Source organism: Lysobacter sp. Soil_C_15, from assembly GCF_057657315.1.
This window is the reverse complement of the sequence record NZ_JBDGIR010000001.1, coordinates 776,899-793,167: the sequence shown is the minus strand read 5'-3', so window position 1 is coordinate 793,167 and position 16,269 is coordinate 776,899. Positions and strand designations below refer to the sequence as shown.

12 protein-coding genes are annotated in these 16,269 nt (G+C 71.0%); 10 read left to right on the top strand and 2 right to left on the bottom strand.

The features are described 5' to 3' along the window. Positions 1–217 precede the first annotated feature (217 nt). The 6 genes from AC3A57_RS03365 to AC3A57_RS03340 all read left to right on the top strand — a co-directional run bounded on the left by AC3A57_RS03365 (position 218) and on the right by AC3A57_RS03340 (position 4,707). The gene (locus tag AC3A57_RS03365) at positions 218–1,210 is read left to right on the top strand and encodes a hypothetical protein (RefSeq protein WP_487577568.1); all 993 of its coding nucleotides are present in this window, start codon (positions 218–220) and stop codon (positions 1,208–1,210) included. A 164-nt stretch (positions 1,211–1,374) separates the two neighbouring features. Next, positions 1,375–2,262: a lipid-binding SYLF domain-containing protein gene (locus tag AC3A57_RS03360; protein ID WP_487577714.1), complete on the top strand. Its 888-nt coding sequence runs from the start codon at positions 1,375–1,377 to the stop codon at positions 2,260–2,262. A 213-nt stretch (positions 2,263–2,475) separates the two neighbouring features. Next, positions 2,476–2,700, top strand: coding sequence for a Sec-independent protein translocase subunit TatA (gene tatA / locus AC3A57_RS03355; RefSeq protein ID WP_221670530.1), 225 nt, complete (start codon positions 2,476–2,478; stop codon positions 2,698–2,700). A 42-nt stretch (positions 2,701–2,742) separates the two neighbouring features. Continuing rightward, positions 2,743–3,246 carry a Sec-independent protein translocase protein TatB gene (gene tatB, locus AC3A57_RS03350; protein ID WP_487577567.1) on the top strand — a complete coding sequence of 168 codons (504 nt, stop codon included), beginning with the start codon at positions 2,743–2,745 and terminating at the stop codon, positions 3,244–3,246. Continuing rightward, the gene (tatC, locus tag AC3A57_RS03345) at positions 3,233–4,024 is read left to right on the top strand and encodes a twin-arginine translocase subunit TatC (RefSeq protein ID WP_487577566.1); all 792 of its coding nucleotides are present in this window, start codon (positions 3,233–3,235) and stop codon (positions 4,022–4,024) included. Before tatB ends, tatC begins: the two co-directional genes overlap by 14 nt. Beyond that, positions 4,021–4,707 carry an RDD family protein gene (locus tag AC3A57_RS03340; protein ID WP_487577565.1) on the top strand — a complete coding sequence of 229 codons (687 nt, stop codon included), beginning with the start codon at positions 4,021–4,023 and terminating at the stop codon, positions 4,705–4,707. Before tatC ends, AC3A57_RS03340 begins: the two co-directional genes overlap by 4 nt. Positions 4,708–4,848: 141 nt before the next feature. On the opposite strand, the gene AC3A57_RS03335 is transcribed toward AC3A57_RS03340, so the two are convergent. Beyond that, positions 4,849–5,778 carry a BPSS1780 family membrane protein gene (locus tag AC3A57_RS03335; protein WP_487577564.1) on the bottom strand — a complete coding sequence of 310 codons (930 nt, stop codon included), beginning with the start codon at positions 5,776–5,778 and terminating at the stop codon, positions 4,849–4,851. Positions 5,779–5,862: 84 nt separating this feature from the next. Next, positions 5,863–6,588 carry a glutamine amidotransferase gene (locus AC3A57_RS03330; RefSeq protein ID WP_487577563.1) on the bottom strand — a complete coding sequence of 242 codons (726 nt, stop codon included), beginning with the start codon at positions 6,586–6,588 and terminating at the stop codon, positions 5,863–5,865. A gap of 149 nt (positions 6,589–6,737) precedes the next feature. On the opposite strand from AC3A57_RS03330, the gene glyQ reads away from it, so the two are divergent. From glyQ to AC3A57_RS03310, 4 genes are all read left to right on the top strand, one after another. After that, on the top strand, positions 6,738–7,691 hold the full coding sequence (gene glyQ / locus AC3A57_RS03325) for a glycine--tRNA ligase subunit alpha (RefSeq protein ID WP_487577562.1): 954 nt from the start codon (positions 6,738–6,740) through the stop codon (positions 7,689–7,691). A 127-nt stretch (positions 7,692–7,818) separates the two neighbouring features. After that, on the top strand, positions 7,819–9,996 hold the full coding sequence (gene glyS, locus AC3A57_RS03320) for a glycine--tRNA ligase subunit beta (protein WP_487577561.1): 2,178 nt from the start codon (positions 7,819–7,821) through the stop codon (positions 9,994–9,996). 263 nt (positions 9,997–10,259) lie between these two features. Further along, on the top strand, positions 10,260–12,158 hold the full coding sequence (locus AC3A57_RS03315; protein WP_487577560.1) for an autotransporter assembly complex protein TamA: 1,899 nt from the start codon (positions 10,260–10,262) through the stop codon (positions 12,156–12,158). A gap of 29 nt (positions 12,159–12,187) precedes the next feature. Then, on the top strand, positions 12,188–16,066 hold the full coding sequence (locus tag AC3A57_RS03310) for a translocation/assembly module TamB domain-containing protein (RefSeq protein WP_487577559.1): 3,879 nt from the start codon (positions 12,188–12,190) through the stop codon (positions 16,064–16,066). Positions 16,067–16,269 lie beyond the last annotated feature (203 nt).

The following is a 16,269-nucleotide window of genomic DNA, read 5'->3' as shown; positions in this document are numbered from 1 at the left end:
ATAGGCGCGGCCGCGGCGGCGGCGAATTCCGCGTACGCACACCGATTCGCCCGGCAACGCTGCGTCGCAGCGGCGGCGGCGATGGCGCGACCGCCGCCACAGTCCGGCGCCGTGCCGGCGACCATCCTGTACACCGCCAACGCCCGCCGCGCGTTCGCCGTCTGTGCCGATCCGGTCCGGTCTTGCCGGTCCCGCCCCTTTGCGCCCTGGAGCCCGCATGAGCCGCCGCCGCCCGTCCGCCTTGTTTTTCCTCGCCTGGCTCCTCGCCGCCGCGTCGCCGGCCGCGGCCCAGCAACTGCCCGACCGCGACTACCGCCCGCCGATCGCGCGACCGGCCTATCCCGCCGGCACCGGTCCGAGCCTGTGCCTGGACGAGGGCCATCACAATTTCCATACCCTCGACGGCCGCTACTGGAGCTTCGGCGAGCTGCTGCGGCGCGACGGCTATGCGGTGCGGCCGCTGCGCGCGCGCCTGAGCGCGGCGACGCTGGCGCCGTGCTCGATCCTGGTGATCGCCAACGCCCAGCCCGGCGACGCGGACTGGAACGACTATCCCTCGCCGACGCCCTCGGCGTTCGATGCCGAGGAAGTGCGCGCGACGCGGCGTTGGGTCGAAGGCGGCGGCCGCTTGTGGCTGATCGCCGACCACATGCCGCTGGCCGGCGCCGCCGCCGGCCTGGCGCGCGCGTTCGGGATCGAGTTCCTCGACGGCTTCGCGATGCCGGGCTTCGACGCCGATCCGCAGCGGCGCGCGCAACTGTTCGCCCGGCCGACCGTGTTCCGGCGCGGCGACGGCAGCCTGGCCGCGCACGCGGTGACCCGCGGCGGCGCGCCCGGCGAAGCGGTCGAGCAGGTGCGCAGCTTCACCGGCCAGGCCTTCCGCCTGCCGCCGCGCGCCGAGCCGGTGCTGACCCTGCCGCCGGGCTACGTGTCGCTGCAGCCGGCCAAGCCTTGGCGGTTCGACGCCGACACGCCGCGGATCGAAGTCGGGGGCTGGTCGCAGGGAGCGCTGCTGCGGGTCGGTCGCGGCCGTGCCGCGTTCTTCGGCGAAGCGGCGATGTTCAGCGCGCAACGGCAAGGCGCGCAGGGCGCGCCGATGGGCATGAACGCGCCCGATGCGGAACGCAATCATCAGCTCGCGCTCAACATCGCGCACTGGCTGTCGGGGCGGCTGGATGAGCCGCGCGCGGCCGGCGGCGCAGTTCCGTAGCGATTCATCGCCGCGCCGCTAGCCTCAGGCCGATGCCGGAAGCGGCGTCCTTGCTTACCATGGGCGCCGTGCGCGGTTCGCTTTCGCGGCGGCCGCCCGTTGTTCCGTTCTCTCTACTTCGTAGGTTTCCCTACGCCACGCCGGAGTCCGCCATGTCCCGTCCGCTGCCCCGCGCCCTGAGCCTGAGCCTCGCCCTGAGCCTGGGGCTCGCCGCCACCGCCGCCGTCGCCGGCGAGACGGAGGACCAGCGCGCCCGCGATGCGGTGCGCGTGCTCGCCGACATCCAGCAGATTCCCGAGTCCTCGATCCCCGACAAGCTGTTCGACGAGGCCCGGGCGATAGTCGTGGTGCCCGACACGCTGAAAATCGGCCTGGTGGTCGGCGGCCGCCGCGGCCACGGCCTGGTCTCGGTCAAGAACCCCGACGGCACCTGGTCCAACCCCAGCTTCGTCAAGCTCACCGGCGGCAGCTTCGGCTTCCAGGCCGGCGTGCAGTCCTCCGACATCGTGCTGGTGTTCCGCGGTGCGCGCGGCCTGGATTCTATCGTCAACGGCAAGGTCACCCTCGGCGCCGACGCCAGCGTCGCCGCCGGTCCGGTCGGGCGCACCGCCGCGGCGGCCACCGACGGCCAGCTCAAGGCCGAGATCTGGTCGTGGTCGCGCGCGCGCGGCCTGTTCGCCGGCATCGCCCTGGACGGCGCCGCGCTGTCGATCGACGACGACGCCAACCAGGCCGTGTACGGCGAAGGCAGCACGCCGCGGATGATCTTCGAAGGCCGCGCGGCCGGACAGCCCTCGACCGCGGTGGTGGACTTCCGCGATCGCCTCGAAGAGGCCAGCGCCACCGCGCGCGCCAACCGCAGCGCCGAAGACCAGCGTCCGGCGCTCGGCGCCACGGTCTATCCCGAAGCCGGCGCCGCGCCGGCCGCGCCGCGTGCGCCGGCGCGCGAACGCCTGGCTCCGGCCCAGCCGGCGCAGACGGTCGAGCCGGGCCAGCCGCAGCCGTTCGAAACCGTGCCGGCCAACCCGGCCAAGGTCGAACCGCTGCCCTGAGCCGCGCCCGGGCGTGACTGACGACCTATTGCAACGAAAACCCTGCAATTCGGCGTTGCGCGCGCCCTGTCCTGTCGCCGAGGTTGCGGTATCCTCGGACTCCCGGGTCGTGCGCAGCGATCGCCCGGCCGCGGCCCGGTCACCCGAGCCGCCGGCTCCAGGCCCAGCGCGCGCTCATCCCGGTTCATCTACAGGTTCCTACAGGACACCGCCATGGGCAGCATGAGTTGGATTCACTGGGTCGTCGTCCTGCTGATCGTCGTTCTCGTGTTCGGCACCAAACGCCTGGGCAACATCGGCAAAGACGTCGGCGAAGCCGTCAAGGGCTTCAAGAAAGGCATGCAGGACGAGGACAAGCCCTCGGCCCAGCTCGGCGACGAGAGCCGTCGCAACGACAGCAACGCCGCCTCGCGCAACGACGAGCACACCCCGCGCTGACGCCGCGGCGCAGACGCTTCCGCCCCCGCCCGGCTTTACCGCATGTTCGACATAGGCTTCTCTGAAGTCTTCGTAATCGCGATCGTGGCCCTGATCGTGCTCGGACCCGAGCGCCTGCCCAAGGCCGCGCGGTTCGCCGGCCTGTGGGTGCGGCGCGCGCGCGCGCAGTGGTATTCGGTCAAGTCCGAGCTCGAGAACGAGCTCGCCGACGAAGAGCTCAAGCGCAGCCTGCGCCAAGCCCAGTCCGACCTGCGCGACGCCCAGGCCCAGCTGCGCGACAGCGGCCAGGCGATGCGCAACGAGGTCGACGAACTCAACCGCCGGATCGCCGCGCCGGCCGGCGCGCGGGGCCCGGCGGAGGAAGTTCCGCCCGCCCAGGCCGGCGCAACCGCGGCGGAGCCGGCGGCCGAACCGCCCGCCGAGGCGCCGCTGCCGATCGACGACGCGCAAGCGCCCGAACCGGTCGATCACGGCCATGCCGGCGCCGCCTTGCCCGACTACCGCCCCCGCAGCCCGAGCCCGACTTCCAACGATGAGCGACGCTGACCTTCCGCCGCACGGCGACGCCGGCGACGCGACGGCCGAACCGCGCCTGCTCGACCACCTGATCGAACTGCGCGCGCGTTTGCTGCGCGGCGTGGTCGGCCTGATCGTGGTGTTCCTGGGACTGCTGCCGTTCGCCAACAAGCTCTACCACTACCTGGCCACGCCGCTGCTGGCCAAGCTGCCGGCCGGCAGCCAGCTGATCGCGGTCGAGGTCGCCTCGCCGTTCTCGGCGCCGATCAAGCTGGCCTTCTTCGCCGCGCTGATGATCACCATGCCGTGGCTGCTGTACCAGGCCTGGGCCTTCGTCGCGCCGGGGCTGTACAAGCGCGAGAAGCGCCTGGCCCTGCCGTTGCTGGCCTCGGCGCTGTCGCTGTTCTACATCGGCTGCGCGTTCGCGTTCTTCCTGGTGCTGCCGTCGGTGTTCGGCTTCCTGGTCAAGGTCACCCCGGCCGGGGTGGCGATGATGACCGACATCAACGCCTATCTGGATTTCGTCCTGATCCTGTTCCTGGCCTTCGGCATCAGCTTCGAAGTGCCGGTGGCGCTGGTGATCCTGTCCCTGCTCGGCTGGGTGACCCCGGCCCAGCTCAAGGAAGGCCGCGGCTACGCGGTGGTCGGCATCTTCATCATCGCCGCGGTGATCACCCCGCCCGACGTGGTCTCGCAGCTGATGCTGGCGATTCCGATGTGCGTGCTGTACGAGTTGGGCATCATCGCCTCCAGATGGGTCGCTTCCGACCGCGACCGGACCGAGACCGGCGACGCTTCCGGCCCATGACCGCGCCGGCCGGATTCTGGCCGCGCTACGCGGCCTGGTCGCTGGATGCGGCCGTCGCCGCCGCCGCGGTCAGCGCATTCGGCGCGCCGTGGTGGGCCGAGCGCCTGCAGGCGATGGGCGAGGGACAGGCGGCGATCGGCCGCCGCGCCGCCGAGGTGATGGCCGACTCGGCCCTGGCCGATCTGAACTTCGCCGGTTTCGCCCGGCGCCTGATGGCCGACCCGGCGCTGCACGCCGCGCTCGGCCAGGTCGGCGCGGCGCTCGGCGCCCTGGTGCTGGGCTGGCTGCTGGCCTATGTCGCGCTCGGTGCGCTGATCGAGATCGGCGGCGTCGCCAGCCCGTGGCAGACGACGCCGGGCAAGCGCGCGCTGGGCCTGCGCGTGGTCGCGGCCGACGGCGGCCGGCTCGGCGCCGGCCGCGCGGCGCTGCGTTATTTCGCCGGCAGCCTGTCCTGGCTGACGCTCAACGTCGGCCATCTGGTCGCGGTGGCCAAGCCCGAGCAACGCGCCCTGCACGACCGCCTGGCCGGCGCGCGCGTGGAGCGCAGCGACGAGCGCGGCATGCCGGCCTGGGCCTGGGCCTGGATCGGCCTGCAGTTGCTCGGCGCGTTGGCGGCCACGGTGTGGCTGAGCTGGAGCTTCCAGGCGGCGCTGCAGGCCGCGCTGGACCCCGGCATGCTGTGATTCGGAATTGGCAAGACCGGCGATGCCGCCCTGTAGGAGCGGCGTGAGCCGCGACCGCGACTTCGCGATTACGACGCGACCGGCCGCAGCGCGTCGCGGCTGACGCCGCTGCTACAGAAGCGGCGCCACGGCAGTCTGGCGTCAGGCCTCGAACTGCCCCGGACGCGGCGTCGAGGCGGGCGCAGCGGCGGCATCGGCCTCGTGGCCGAACACGTCGCGCCAGGCGAAATAGCAGGTGCCGCACAGCACCACCAGCACGGTCGCGCCGTAGCCGATCAGCAGCACCATGGTCAGCAGCGAGCCCACCGCCGGATGCAGCAGCGAGCCGATCTGGTTCGCGATCACCGCCACCACCGCGACGATCAGGCCGGAGATCATCACCGCGGCCATGAACAGCATCGCCGCCAGCAGGTAGGCGCCGAGGTTCCACAGCGAGGCGCCGAGGCTGCGCTTGACCGCCTCCGACAGGCCCAGGCCGGAGAACATGATCAGCGGCACCGCGATCAGCAGCATCGCGTTGGTGAAGTAGTTCGACAGCAACTGCACCAGCATCATCAGGCCCGGGTGCTCGGGCTCCGGCGGCTTCACTGCCTGGCCGCTGAGCGCGGCGCGCAGCATCTCCAGGTACTGCGACCAGTAATCCTGGCCGGCCAGCCAGACCACCAGCGCACCGCTGACCAGGGTCAGGGCGATCTGGATCAGGCCCAGCCCGGCCAGGGCGCTGAGCTTGTGCTGGCGCAGCGGCGCGAACAGGTCGCGGGCGCGGGTCGGGCGCCCGGCCTCGGCTTCGCGGATCACGTGCATCAGCCCGGCCAGCAGCACCGGCAAGGCCAGCACCAACAGCACGAACATCGGGATCAACGCGGTGGCGACGCTGCTCATGTCCGGATCGGCGCCGCCGGCCAGGCTGCGCGCCGGCGTCGCCAGCAGCACCGCGAGCAGGTACAGCACGGCCATGAACAGCACCGCCGCGCCGAAGATCGCGCGCGGGTTGCGGCTGCCCAGGTTGACCGCGCGGAGCAGCCATTGCACGCCGTGGCTCAGCGGTACCTTGCGTATCGGTTGGGTCATCGGTTCGATCCCGGGGCGGGGGCCCCTCGGTTGGCGGAGCGCGCCCCGGCCGGAGCGCGCGCAAAGACGCAGGACACGGCGGGCTCAGCGACCGTGCAGGGCGCGGGCGTGGCCGACGAAGCGGCGCAGCACGCGGCGCGCATGCGGGGTCGCGCTGACCGCACCGGCGATCGACTTCGGGCAGTGGCCTTCGTTGCGCAGCGCGTCCTGGCGCGCGCGCACGTAGCCGCGCATGTGGCCGGCGCTGAATTCGGGATGGAACTGCACGCCCCAGGCGCGTTCGCCCCAGCGGAAGGCATGGCAGGCGTCGTGCGCCGAGCGCGCCAGCACGGTCGCGCCCTCGGGAGCGCGCAGCACGGTCTGCAGGTGGGTGGCCTGGGCCGGGAACCGCGCCGGCAGGCCGCCGAACAAGGGATCCTCGCCGGCGCTGGGGTGCAGCTCCAGGGCGATCGTGCCCATCTCGCGCCCGCCCGGGTGGTTGCCGACCTCGCCCCCCAGCGCATGCGCCAGCAACTGGTGGCCGTAGCAGATGCCGAACAGCGGCAGCCGCGCATGCGCGGCCTCGCGCAGCCACTGCGCGCTGCGTTCGCTCCACTCGGCGCGGTCGGTGACCATCGCGCCGGAACCGGTGACGATCGCGCCGGCGAAGCCTTCGCGGCTGGGCAGGGGTTCGCCGCGTTCGACATCGACCACGACGGCCTCGTCGCGGCTCAGGCCGGCGGCGACGCGGATCCAGTGCGGAAAGCCGCGGTGGCGGCGCATGGAGGCGACCGGCTGGCCGGTCTCGAGGATCAGGAAAGGCGGGTTCACGATCGGGCGGCGAGTGGGGGAGGCGCTGCGAAATCCGGGCCGGACCGCCGATCCGGAAGCCCGACTGCAGCCCGCTATTGACAGGCGCGCGGGCCCGCCCGGCGGGCCTCGCCGTATACTAACCCGCTTTGCTGCACTGCGATGAGACCATGGACGCCAGCGACGCACCGACCCCGGTTCAGGGCCAGGGCCCGACCCCCCAAGGCCTGACTTTCCAGGCCATGATCCAGCGCCTGAACGCCTACTGGGCCGAGCAGGGCTGCGTGCTGATCCAGCCGCTGGACCTGGAAGTCGGCGCCGGCACCTTCCACCCGGCGACCTTCCTGCGCGCGCTGGGCCCGGAACCGTGGAACGCCGCCTACGTCCAGCCCAGCCGCCGTCCCACCGACGGCCGCTACGGCGAAAACCCCAACCGCCTGCAGCGCTACTACCAGTACCAGGTGGCGATGAAGCCCAGCCCCGACAACATCGTCGAGCTGTACTTCGACTCGCTCAAGGCGCTCGGCGTCGACCCGCGCGTGCACGACCTGCGCCTGGTCGAGGACAACTGGGAATCGCCGACCCTGGGCGCCTGGGGCCTGGGCTGGGAAGTCTGGCTCAACGGCATGGAAGTCACCCAGTTCACCTACTTCCAGCAGGCCGGCGGCCTGGAGTGCAAGCCGGTGCTCGGCGAGATCACCTACGGTCTCGAGCGCCTGTGCATGTACCTGCAGAACGTCGACAACGTCTACGACCTGGTCTGGACCTACGGTCCGGACGGCACGGCGGTGACCTACGGCGACGTCTATCACCAGAACGAAGTCGAGCAGAGCGCCTACAACTTCGAGCACGCCGACGTGGCCGAGCTGTTCCACCGCTTCGACGCCTGCGAAAAGGAAGCCGCGAAGCTGATCGAACTCGGCCTGCCGCTGCCAGCCTACGACCAGGTGTGCAAGGCCAGCCACAGCTTCAACCTGCTCGACGCGCGCCGCGCGATCAGCGTGACCGAGCGCCAGCGCTACATCCTGCGCGTGCGCAAGATCGCCCAGGGCGTGGCCGAGGCCTACCACGCGCAGCGCGAGAAGCTCGGGTTCCCGGGCCTCAAGCCGCCCAAGGCCGCCTGACTCCTCGTGGCCCCTCTCCCGCCTGCGCGAGAGGGGCGGGGGTGAGGGCATTCCGCCCCGCACGAAACACCCAGAAAATTTCCGGCGCCGTCCGCAGGACGCGCGGCGACACCGCAAAGGCCACCGCATGAGCACGACCCAACCTCTTCTGATCGAACTCGGCACCGAGGAACTGCCCGTCAAGGCGCTGCCGGGCCTGGCCCAGGCCTTCTTCGACGGCGTCCTCGACGGCCTGCACAAGCGCGGCATCGGCTTCGACCGCGACGGCGCCAAGCCGCTGTACACCCCGCGCCGCCTGGCCGTGCAGCTGCGTGCGGTGCAGGCGCAGCAGCCGGAACAGAAGAGCGAAGTGCTCGGCCCCTACCTCAACATCGCCCTCGACGCCGACGGCCAGCCGACCAAGGCGCTGCAGGGCTTCGCCGCCAAGGCCGGGATCGACTGGACCGCACTGGAGCGCACCAGCGACGCCAAGGGCGAGCGTTTCGTCCACCGCGCGGTCAAGCCCGGCGCCGACACCGCCAGCCTGCTGCCGGAGATCGTGCGCGAGGCGCTGGCGGCGATGCCGATTCCCAAGCCGATGCGCTGGGGCGACCACGACTACGGCTTCGCCCGTCCGGCGCACTGGCTGGTGTTGCTGTTCGGCAAGGACGTGGTGCCGGCGCGGGTGCTGGGCATCGCCAGCGACCGGATGAGCCGCGGCCACCGCTTCATGCACGACAAGCCGGTGTGGTTCAGCGAGCCGGACGACTACGTCGAATCGTTGCGCAGCGCGCAGGTGCTGGTCGATCCGGACGAGCGCCGCGAGCGCATCGTGCGCGAGGTCGAGCAGGCCGCGCGCGGCGCCGGCGGCGTCGCCCGCATCGACCCAGGCATCCTGGAAGAGGTCAACGGCCTGACCGAATGGCCGGTGGCGATCGCCTGCGGGTTCGAGCGCGAGTTCCTGCGCGTGCCGCAGGAAGCGCTGATCGCGACCATGGAAGCCAACCAGAAGTTCTTCCCGGTGCTCGACGGCCAGGGCCATCTGACCGAGCGTTTCGTCGGCGTCGCCAACATCGCCAGCCGCGACGAGAACGAAGTGCGCAAGGGCTACGAGCGGGTGATCCGGCCGCGCTTCGCCGACGCCAAGTTCTTCTACGACGAGGATCTCAAGCAGGGCCTGGCCGCGATGGGCGAGGGCCTGAAGACGGTCAAGTACCAGGACAAGCTGGGCAGCGTCGCCGACAAGGTCGAGCGGGTGGCCGAACTCGCACGCTCGATCGCCGAGCAGGTCGGCGTCGATCCCGAGCAGGCCGCGCGCGCCGCCTCGCTGTCGAAGAACGACCTGCAGTCGCGCATGGTCAACGAGTTCCCGGAATTGCAGGGCATCGCCGGCCGCTATTACGCCCGGGCTGCGGGCGAAAGCGCCGAGGTCGCCGCGGCGATCGACGAGGCCTATATGCCGCGTTTCGCCGGCGACGCGATCGCGCCGTCGAAGCTGGGCCAGGTGGTGGCGATCGCCGAACGGCTGGATACCCTAACGGGTGGCTTCGCTGCTGGACTCAGGCCTACGGGAAACAAAGACCCTTTTGCTTTGCGGCGAAACGCTCTTGGGCTTGCGAGAACGATTATCGAGTCGCGAGTTGATGTTGATTTCTTTCAGTCGCTAATGCACTCGGCAATTTTGTCTATAGCTTCGGTAAAAAAAATAGAAACCCTGCCTTTCATGCAGGCGGCTCTCAAGCTGCATGAGAAGGGTATCGACATCAGTGTTTCTCAAGATCTCCCTGAGCTAAGAGAGTTCGTGCAACTCAGCGTTGATATCTATAACTTCGTGGCAGACCGCCTGCGCAGCTACTACCAGGATCTTGGGTACAAGGGTGAGCAGTTCGATGCTGTGTTCGCCATGAAAGTCGTCAATTCGCTGGTGGACTTCGATGCGCGTATGAAATCCATGGCCGAGTTCGCCAAGCTGCCCGAAGCCGAGGCCCTGGCCGCGGCCAACAAGCGCAGCCGCAACATCCTCAAGAAGGTCGAGGGCGGGCTGCCCGAAGCCATCGATGCGGCGCTGTTCGCCGAGCCGGCCGAGCGCGAGCTGGCCGAGGCGGTCGATGCCGCGGTGGCGGACACCGATCCGCTGCTGGCCCAGCGCGACTACGTCGCCGTGCTCGGCCGCCTGGCCCGGTTGCGGCCGCAGGTCGACGCCTTCTTCGACAAGGTCATGGTCAACGTCGACGACGCGGCGGTGCGCAACAACCGCCTGGCCCTGCTCAAGCGCCTGTCCGACCGCCTCGGCAGCGTCGCCGCGATCGAACACCTGTCGATCTGAGCCCCGCCGCTCCCAGGCAGGAGCGGCGCCGCCACGGGGATTTTCCTGCGGTCGCAAGCCGCGACCGCGCTGCGAGCGATCGCCGCGCGCTCTGCGGACGTCGGCGCGCGCCCGCATTCGCCTCACGCACGTCGCCGGCGCGGCGTTTCGCCTCCCATGCATCGCGACAGCGTCACGCGCCCTTAACGCGGACGCACGTCGCAGGCTGCAAACTGCCCGGAAAATCTCCAAGCAATACAAGCCGTTGCCGGTTAACCTGACGCATGCCCCCGACCTCCCGCCTGATCTTCGCCGCCGCCCTGTGTTTCGCATCCGTCGGCGCGGCGCAGGCGGCGAAGGTGGAAAAGGTCGAGATCCGCGGCCTCGACGAGGCCATGACCCAGAACGTGCGCGTCTCGCTGTCGCTGGTCGACGCGATCGGCAAGACCGTGTCCGGCCGCCGCCTGGGCTATCTGCTGCGTGAGGCCGAGGACGAGGCGCGCGAGGCGCTGGAGCCGTTCGGCTACTACTCGCCGACCATCACCGTCGAAGATTCGCGCGGCAATCGCCGGCGCAGCGAATCGCAGGCCGGCGATGCCGAGACCGAACGCGAAGCCGCGGCCGCCGATGCCGCGGCCGCGCCGGAACCGGCCGCGGAGCGGGCCCCGTCCAGCACGCCGGTGTCGGTGGTGATCACCGTCGACAAGGGCGAGCCGGTCAAGGTGCGCCGCTCCGACATCGCCATCCTCGGCGCCGGCAGCGACGACCGCTATCTGAACCAGGACCTGGCCGCGTTCCGCCCCGGTCCCGAGCAGGTCTTCAACCACGAGCTGTACGAGGCCAGCAAGACCAAGATCAGTCGCCGCCTGGCCGAGCGCGGCTACTTCGATGCGGATTTCTCTTCGCGCCGGGTCGAAGTCACCCGGGCCCAGAACGCCGCCGACATCGACCTGGTCTGGACCAGCGGCCCGCGCTACGACATGGGGCCGATCAGCTTCGAGCAGACGCCCAAGCGGATCATCCGCGACAGCCTGCTGCAGCGCCTGGTGTACTGGGAGCAGGGCAGCTACTACCACCAAGGCAAGCTCGATCGCTTCCGCGAATCGCTGGCGCGGCTGGATTACTTCTCCAGCATCGACATCGAGCCGCAGCCGGAGAACGCGGTCGACGGCCAGGTGCCGGTCAAGGTGGTGCTGACTCCGGCCAAGCGCAGCATCTACACCGCCGGCCTGAGCTACGGCACCGACAGCGGCGCCGGCGTGCGCCTGGGCCTGGAGCGGCGCTACCTCAACGACCGCGGCCACAAGGCCCTGGCCCAGGTCGACTACGCGCAGCGGCGCAAGACCGCGACCCTGCAGTACCGCATCCCGGCCTTCGCCTGGGTCGACGGCTGGTACACCTTCAGCCTGCAGGGCTCGGACGAGCAGACCGACTACATCGATACCCGCCGGATCGAACTGGTCGCCAGCCGCAGCGGCAAGATCAACCAGCACTGGACCGCGACCGCCTCGCTGCACGGCCTGCGCGAGCGCTGGGCCTATGCCGACGAGGACGACGACGATCCGACCACGCCGGTCGACTACCGCACCGCGACCTTCCTGTATCCCTCGCTGCGCGCCGAATACATCGACGCCGACGACCGCCTGTACCCGCGCAACGGCATCGGCGCCACCGGCATGATCCGCGGCGGCCTGGAAGGGGTCGGTTCCGACGCCAACTTCATCCAGGCCCACGTCACCGCGCGCTGGTACAAGGGCTTGGCCGAGCGCAGCCGGCTGATCGTGCGCGGCGAGCTCGGCCACACCTTCACCAATGCCTTGGTCGACCTGCCGCCGAGCCTGCGCTTCTACGCCGGCGGCGACCGCAGCGTGCGCGGCTACGAATGGCGCGAAGTCGGCCCGCGCATCCCCGCCGGGCCGGACCGCAAGGCCTTCGCGCTCGGCGCCAAGAACGTGGTCACCGGCAGCGTCGAGTACGAGCAGTACTTCAACGACAGCTGGGGCGGCGCGGTGTTCGTCGACAGCGGCAGCGCCTTCGACGACACGCCCGACATGCGCACCGGCGTCGGCATCGGCTTGCGCTGGCGTTCGCCGGTCGGCCCGCTGCGCATCGACATCGCGCGCGGCCTGGACGACCCGGATTCGAACTTCCAGATCTACCTCAACATCGGCGCCGAGTTCTGACCCGGACCCAAGGACGTATCCGCAACGACATGAGCGAGACGGCGAAAACTCCGGAGCAACTGCTGATCGAGCGGCGCCAGCGCCGGCGCGCGGCGGCCAAGCGCTGGGCCTGGCGCAGCAGCTTCGTCGCCGCCGCGCTGACGCTGCTGTTCGCGTTCGCGGTGTATTGGCTGATCGCCACCATCGCCGGCCGCGACTTGCTGTTGCGCCAGATCGTGGCCCGCCTGCCGGCCGATTCCAGCTTCACCTGGCGCAGCGCCGAAGGCCCGATGTCGGGGCCGCTGACCCTGCGCGGGGTGCGTTTCAGCTACCGCGGCACGGTGTTCACCGCCGAACGCATCTACGTCGATCCGGCCCTGCGTCCGCTGCTCGGCCGCAAGCTGCGCCTGGACGCGCTGCAGGTCGAGCGGGCGACGTTGGACCTGGCCAAGAGCGAGGAACCGTTCGAGCTGCCGCGCTGGCCGGAGGTGCTGCCGCAGATCGAACCGCCGCTGGCGCTGCAGGCCGACGACGTCCGCATCGACGGCTTCAAGCTCAGCCAGGAAGGCAAGCCGCTGCTCGACGTGCGCCGCCTGCGCGCCGGGCTGGATGCGCAGTCCGGTCGCCTGCGGGTGGAAAAGCTCGACGCCGACACCGACCGCGGCCGCTTCGCCCTGCACGGGCAGTACGAGCCGCACGACGACTTCAAGACCGACCTGGTCGCCACCGCGGTGCTGCCGGCCGGCTTCGGCCGCACGCCGCCGCGCCTGGGCCTGGTCGCGCGCGGCGATCTGGCGCGCATGGACGTGGCCGTGGCCGGCGCCGCGCCGGGCCCGGTGCGCGCGACCCTGACCCTGCGCGGCAAGGACGATCCGCGCTGGCGGCTGCAGGCGCGCAGCGAGGCGCTCGACATCGGCCTGCTGGTCTCGCCCGAGGCCCGGCCGTCGGACACGCCGATGGCGCTGCGGTTCGATGCCGACGGCGTCGGCGGCCAGGCCGAGTTGCGCGGCGAATTCCGCCAGGGCGACCTGGCGATCGAGGTGTTGCCGTCGAAGGTGTCGCTGAAGGAGCAGGTGCTGGACGTGCAGCCGCTGGCTTTGCGCCTGTTCGGCGGCAGCGCGACCCTGCGCGGCCGCGCCGACTTCCGCGACGCCGATAACGGCCAATTCAAGTTCGCGATCAACGCCCGCGGCCTGACCTGGGGCGGCCAGGCCGCGCCGACCACCCTGGCTACGGTCGGCAAGCCGGCCAAGGCGATCGCCGCGCCGGCGACGCCGGCGGTGACCCTGGAAACCGCCGACCTCGGCTTCGCCGGCACGGTCAAGCAGTGGGCGGCGATCGGCACCGCCAAGCTGGTGCGCGACCAGCAGGCGGCGACGGTCGAGTTCGACGGCCGCGGCGACGACCAGCGCATGACCCTGAAGTCGCTCAAGGCGCGGATGCCGACCGGCCGCCTCGACGCCAGCGGCGAGGTGACCTGGGCGCCGTCGCTGCGCTGGGACGCCAAGGCCACTCTGTCCGGTTTCGATCCGGGCTACTTCGCGCCCGAGTTCAAGGGCGCGGTCGACGGCCAGCTGGCCAGCACCGGCAGCACCCGCGCCGACGGCGGTCTGGAGATCCAGGCCAGCGCCGAACGCCTCGGCGGGCGTCTGCGCGATCGCCCGCTCGGCGGCCGCGGCCGCTTCGTCATGCACGGCGCGGCCAGCGGCAAGACCGGCGACGCCTACGAAGGCGAGGTCGCCCTGACCCTCGGCGGCAGCCGCATCGACGCCAAGGGCAAGTACGCCCAGGCCATCGATGTCGACGCCAAGCTGGCGCCGCTGCAGTTGAACGATTTGTTGCCGGGCGCCGCGGGCAGCCTCAGCGGCACGCTCAAGCTCAAGGGCGCGGCCGATGCGCCGGACATCGACGCCGACCTCAGCGGCAGCGGGCTCAAGTACGGCGATTACCGCGCCGCCAGCGTCAGCGCCAAGGGCCGCCTGCCCTGGCGCGGCCGCGGCGGCGAGCTGATCGTGCGCGCCAGCGATCTCGACGCCGGCCTGGCGCTGTCGTCGCTGAACATCGACGCGCGCGGCGCGATCGAAGCCCTGCAACTGCAGGCGCAGGCGCGCAGCGAGGTCGCCGCGCTCGATCTGAGCGGCCACGCCGACAAGCGCGGCGCGACCTGGCAGGGCGCGCTGGCGTCGTTGCAGCTGACCCCGAGCAAGGGCGCCTCGTGGCGCCTGCAGCAGCCCGCGCAGTTCCGTTGGGACGGCCGCCAAGGCGCGCTCAGCAACGCCTGCCTGGCCTCGAGCAGCGGCGGCTCGCTGTGCGCGAACGCGGACTGGCCGCGACGCGGCCTCGACCTCAAGGGTCAGGGGCTGCCGCTGCTGCTGGCCCAGGCCTATCTGCCCGAACGCAGCGACAAGCGGCCGTGGCTGCTGCGCGGCGAGATCGCCATCGACGGCAGCCTGCGCCCGCTCGGCAACGGCTGGCGCGGCCAGTTCGACGTCACTTCCGCCGGCGGCGGGCTCAAGTTCAGCGAACGCTCGCGGCGCGAGCTGCTGCGCTACAACCAGCTCGCGCTGAAGGCCGAGTTCGATCCGCAAAGGCTGCGCGCCGAACTCAAGGCCGGCTTCAACGACGACGGCCGGATCGAGGCCAACCTCGCCACCGGCTGGGACGCCTACGCGCCGCTGTCGGGCGCGATCGCGGTCGACACCGACGAGCTGACCTGGATCGAGTTGTTCTCGCCCGACATCGTCGAGCCCAAGGGCAAGCTGGAAGGCCGGATCAGTCTGGCCGGCACCCGTTCGCAGCCGCTGCTCGGCGGCCAGGCGCGGCTGTCGCAGTTCAGCACCGAGGTGCCGTCGCTGGCGATCGTGCTGCAGGACGGCGACGTGCGCCTGGACGCGCAGCCCGACGGCAGCGCGCGCATCGCCGGCAGCGTGCGCTCCGGCGAGGGCACGCTCAACGTCGACGGCACCCTGGGCTGGCAGGGCGAGGACACGCCGCTGGTGCTCAACCTGCGCGGCACCAACGTGCTGGCTTCCGACACCCGCGACCTGCGCGCGGTGGCCAATCCCGAGCTGACCGTGCGCTACGCGGCCAGGCAGCCGCTCGGCGTCACCGGCAAGGTAACGATTCCGTCGGCGCGGATCGACCTGGAGCGCCTGGACCAGGGCGTGTCGGTGTCCGAGGACGTGGTCGTGCTGGATCCGGTCGATCCGGAAGACACCGGCAGCTCGCCGCTCGATCTCGACCTGACCCTGGCGGTCGGCGACGACGTCAAGCTCAACGGCTTCGGCCTGGAAGGCAAGCTCGGCGGGCAGATGCGGGTGCGTTCGCGCCCCGGCCGCGAGATGACCGCCAGCGGCGCGCTCAACGTCGAAGGCCGCTACACCGCCTACGGCCAGAAGCTGCAGATCAGCCGCGGCAACCTGATCTGGAACAACGGCCCGGTGTCCGACCCGATCCTCGACATCCGCGCCGAGCGCGAAGTCGGCGCGGTCACCGCCGGCGTCGACATCAGCGGCCGGGTCAGCTCGCCGCAGGTCAACGTCTGGTCCGACCCGGCCAGCTCGCAGTCCGAAGCCCTGGCCTACCTCGCCCTCGGCCGCCCGTTGTCCTCGGTCACCGGCGACGAGAGCAAGCAGCTCAACGCCGCCAGCGCCGCGCTCTCGGCCGGCGGCGGCCTGCTGGCCTCGCAGCTCGGCGCCAAGATCGGCCTCGACGACGCCGGGGTGATGGAAAGCCGCGCCCTCGGCGGTTCGGTGCTCGGCGTCGGCAAATACCTGTCGCCGCGCCTGTACGTCGGCTATGGCGTGTCGCTGCTCGGCACCGGCCAGGTGCTGACCCTGAAGTACCTGCTGCGCAAGGGCTTCGACATCGAGATCGAGTCGAGCACCCTGGAGAATCGGGCTTCGATCAATTGGCGCAAGGAAAAGTAGCCGGAGCAAAACTAGCCGTCGCGCCCGGACGCGTTTGGCCGAACAAGGGGCAAGACCGATAGGCACGCCCATCGGCGGCTTCTGTTCGAGCAGGCGCGTGTTGCGCGCTTCGGGATCGGATCGCCACGGCGGGCGACGGCGCGGTCGCGACTTGCGTCGCTCCTACCCAAACCGGGGCGCCGTACCCCTGTAGGAGCGGCGTG

Bases quoted from the DNA above. Each gene is read 5' to 3' on its own strand.
- AC3A57_RS03365 (WP_487577568.1), top strand. From the start codon at position 218: ATGAGCCGCCGCCGCCCGTCCGCCTTGTTTTTCCTCGCCTGGCTCCTC.
- tatA (WP_221670530.1), top strand. From the start codon at position 2,476: ATGGGCAGCATGAGTTGGATTCACTGGGTCGTCGTCCTGCTGATCGTC.
- tatB (WP_487577567.1), top strand. From the start codon at position 2,743: ATGTTCGACATAGGCTTCTCTGAAGTCTTCGTAATCGCGATCGTGGCC.
- tatC (WP_487577566.1), top strand. From the start codon at position 3,233: ATGAGCGACGCTGACCTTCCGCCGCACGGCGACGCCGGCGACGCGACG.
- AC3A57_RS03340 (WP_487577565.1), top strand. From the start codon at position 4,021: ATGACCGCGCCGGCCGGATTCTGGCCGCGCTACGCGGCCTGGTCGCTG.
- AC3A57_RS03335 (WP_487577564.1), bottom strand. From the start codon at position 5,778: ATGACCCAACCGATACGCAAGGTACCGCTGAGCCACGGCGTGCAATGG.
- glyQ (WP_487577562.1), top strand. From the start codon at position 6,738: ATGGACGCCAGCGACGCACCGACCCCGGTTCAGGGCCAGGGCCCGACC.
- glyS (WP_487577561.1), top strand. From the start codon at position 7,819: ATGAGCACGACCCAACCTCTTCTGATCGAACTCGGCACCGAGGAACTG.
- AC3A57_RS03315 (WP_487577560.1), top strand. From the start codon at position 10,260: ATGCCCCCGACCTCCCGCCTGATCTTCGCCGCCGCCCTGTGTTTCGCA.
- AC3A57_RS03310 (WP_487577559.1), top strand. From the start codon at position 12,188: ATGAGCGAGACGGCGAAAACTCCGGAGCAACTGCTGATCGAGCGGCGC.